This window comes from Desulfomarina sp. (genome assembly GCF_054039375.1).
Genome location: NZ_JBPLBA010000079.1, coordinates 1 through 3,524 on the forward strand (window position 1 = coordinate 1; position 3,524 = coordinate 3,524).

The window sequence follows — 3,524 nt, forward strand, 5'->3', positions numbered from 1 at the left end:
TAATTACTCACGGATTCAGATGACCGACAAGGGCTCTGCGATACTCATAGAAGGCTTCCCTGGAAGCGATATAAGGGTCAAAGGAGAAACGCCGCAAATCTTCGTAAAGATTGGGATGAAGAGATAATTTGTTGACTCTGGTTGTGCTGTAATAGGCAAAATCAAGATACCGGTTTTCATGGAAATAAGGCACCGGATGACTGTAAATATCTACGATAAATCCAACCGTATCCCTGCTGTTTGACGGCCCGAAAATCGGCCAGCAGAAATAAATACCCTCTCCTACTCCCCATTTCCCAAGCGTCTGACCAAAATCCGCCTTTTTAAAAACCATATCAAATTCCTGATCTGCCACATCCCCGAAACCGTATACACCAAGAGTTGAATTAATAACAAACCGACCGAGAACCCTGCCGGCACCCGCAAAATCCCCCTGCAGCAATGTGTTCAACAGACGTACGGGGCTGCTCATGTTGCGGAAGAAATTACCGATACAGACCCGAAGCTCCTCGGGCAACACCCACGAATAACCATCAGAAACCGGCTTCAACACCCAGTCATACAGTTTGTCGTTGAATTCAAAAAAAACCCTGTTCATCGGCTCCAGAGGATCGCTTATTGCAAACTCCTCCGCGTCTCCGAATTCATCAAACTCGTCATCGTCAACAAACTCATCAGCCAGCAGATCCGGGATATTATTATCTTCCGCCCCCCAGGCGACAGTATAATGCACTGGTGAAAAAGCAAGAACAGCAAATATAAGGAAAATTCTCAGAATAAAATTCATCGCCACCCTTTTTCTAATTGAGGTCCGGTATATCATTTTTTTCATCAGCTCCACTCTACTCGATAATTCTGACAATCTTCCCATAAGGCTGCCTTTGAATGTCCTTTTTCTCCCAACTTTGCATTATTTTCTCTTTTATCCGCCAAAATAACTGCGGGGTACCTTGAAAAATAAGAATTTTCTTTCGAAAGCAGGCAGACTCCCAATCCGGCTGAGTTTCATTGGCCGTGACGCATAAATCTGATTAAATGCAATTTTTCATAGTGTCCTGCAGGTTTCAAACCATAAACACAAACAGTCCTGCAATTATAATAAGAAACGAAAATGGAATAACAAGGGCCCTGGAACTGAGCGGATCTCCCGCCAGCGCTCGTTCAATCACCCTGTATGTGGCATACAGGGAGGCAAAAAAACCACCAAGCACCGTCAATGTCTTCAAGACGGCAGTGCTGTCTGAACTGAGCAGCCGGATATCTTCATAACTGAAAGGCAGGCCAAGCCACTCCTGAATATTGGGTAAAATACGCCCGGCCCCACTGACAAAAAATTCAAGATGAACGGCCAGGTAGCCCCCAAGAATCATGGGAATAAAACCATAACCGAAAAGCGGCAGCAGCAGTTTTTTGTCCATTTTGGCATAAAGACACTGCAGACTGACCATCAGGTAGTATCCAAGCTGAAAGACAAAGATACAGAAAAAAAAGACAAAAGAGGCAGCGAGAAAATGCGGCAGGCCGAGACCAATTTCCGAGAACAGGGAAACCAGCCATTCTGCAAGGCCTGAGAACTCATCCTTCAGGGCAAAGGGAAAGAAAATAGCGGTCATGGAAACCACAAGGAAACTGTCGGCATTCCGGGGTGTGGCAAGGGCCCATAACTCCTCGGGAGCAAGCCGGATATTCAGTTGAATTGAGCTGTTATCACAGTTTTTTATACATTTGGCACACATGATACAGTCCCGGTTGTTATCAACCAGGTAAGGATGTCTGAACATGGGGCAGCCGGGAACCAGCGAATCTCCCGCAAAACAGGAATGATCCTTACAGCGGTTCAGGCAGACATGGCGGTTTGCCCGCAGCTCGACAATGGACGGCATGGAAAAAATCGCGTTCACCGCCCCCAGGGGACAGAGATAACGGCACCAGGTTCTTCTCGAATAAAGTACACTGGAAACGAGGGAGCCAATAGTAATAATGAGAATGATGCCACCGGTGAGATAAGGACTGTTGTATGCGTCCCAGACAATTTCCACCCAGAAGACCACAATACAAAGCAGGGCCATTATCCAGCCGGAGTATTTTTTGATAAAAAGAGGTGTTTTCCGGCTCGGCCTGAGCAGATTCTGGAGAATTGTACCCGGAACTGCAAGGGTGCAGACACTGCACCAGGTTCTGGCGAGAAAAAAGAAAGAAAAAAACATGAGCGGCCAGCCGATATACCAGGCCAGAGTCAGACCACCATTGGACTCCGGATTCCTCGGTCCGAAAAAGAGCGTCAAAACAGTTACAAGAAGAAAAAAGCCGACTATAACCTGGGGCACACGGGGGAAGACAGCACTGCGGAAAAATTTCCCGATCCATGGCACACGCAGGAGATTATACTCCCACTTCCCTTCTGTCTTGGGCAGGCCGAGAAGAATCTGTTCCGGCAGGATTTCGTCTCTTTTGGCCAGCATCACTGCCCGACGAACAACACTCGACAGCTCGGTCAGGTTCCCCGGCCAGTCATAGTTCATTAGAATACCGAGTGTTTCCGGACTTACTCTGGTGATTTTCTTGCCGTATTCCCTGCTGTACTTCCCGAGGTAAAAAGAGATAAGCCGTGGAAGATCCTCCTTGTGCCCACGCAGGGGAGGAACTTCAAAATTTTGTTTTTCAAAGAGATTCAGCATGCGTGGGATGAATTTTTCCGTACTGCGCAGAAAATCCAGGGGATGGTTCGAAATAAATACAACCCTGGACTGCATTGCCAGCAGGCGGTCGGTATCCATATGGGTATAGGTACTGCTCTCAATCGCCCTGAGCAACCGTTCCTGCAAACTGCTCTCCATAAGATGGGCATGGGTAAAGACGAGAGTACCACCGGAGGTCTGCTCAAGAATGCCTGCCCGTCGGGCCCTTGCAAAGGGATAGCCGGTCTGCTCGGTGCCGAACAGTTTTCTCTCCAGGCGTGGCGATTCAAATTCCCGCAGATCAATCTCCCTGAACGGACCATCGGCCCTCACCGACTGGAGATGAATCTCCCTGGCAATAATTGATCTGCCGGTTCCGGTTTCACCCACAAGAAGGTAAGGGGCATCGTTTGCGGCGAAGCGGTCTATCACCTCCTGGGTCTTTCTTGCCGTCCGGGACTGTTTGATCTCCTCGTTTTTCCGGTCAATCAATCGGCGGAGACGGGTGGCGGAGAACGACTTGTCCCTGAAAAGAATAACATCATCAGCACCAGAGGCCGCATCACCGCCAAGTTCCTCCCCTGCGCTGTCCATTTGGTCACGAAAGGCTACCCGCAGCCTTTCAGCCAGGAGAGCATCAAGGCGGTTATGAATTCCGGGATTTGCCAGAAGAGATAATTTGAAATAGCGCTTGTCAAAACAGATTACAACCAGATCACCCAGGGCCCGCACCCCGACCGAGCGTGGTTTGCCGGTGAGAATACCGGTCTCACCGAAATGTCCACCCGGACCTATCCGACCGACAATACGACCGACACCGTCATCACGGGTCAGCACAAGTTCGGC

2 protein-coding genes are annotated in these 3,524 nt (G+C 49.0%); both read right to left on the minus strand.

Annotated elements, in window-relative coordinates:
- Positions 1 to 7: 7 nt before the first annotated feature.
- A complete protein-coding gene (locus ACXLDX_RS04290) occupies positions 8 to 832 on the minus strand; it encodes an MlaA family lipoprotein (protein WP_457575958.1) in 825 nt (274 codons plus the stop codon).
- A 232-nt stretch (positions 833 to 1,064) separates the two neighbouring features.
- Positions 1,065 to 3,524 (minus strand): sigma 54-interacting transcriptional regulator (locus ACXLDX_RS04295; RefSeq protein ID WP_457575959.1); only part of this gene is annotated, 2,460 nt, incomplete at its 5' end.

What these genes read in the sequence shown, in the direction of transcription:
- ACXLDX_RS04290 (WP_457575958.1), bottom strand. Translation starts at nt 832, where the DNA reads ATGAAAAAAATGATATACCGGACCTCAATTAGAAAAAGGGTGGCGATG.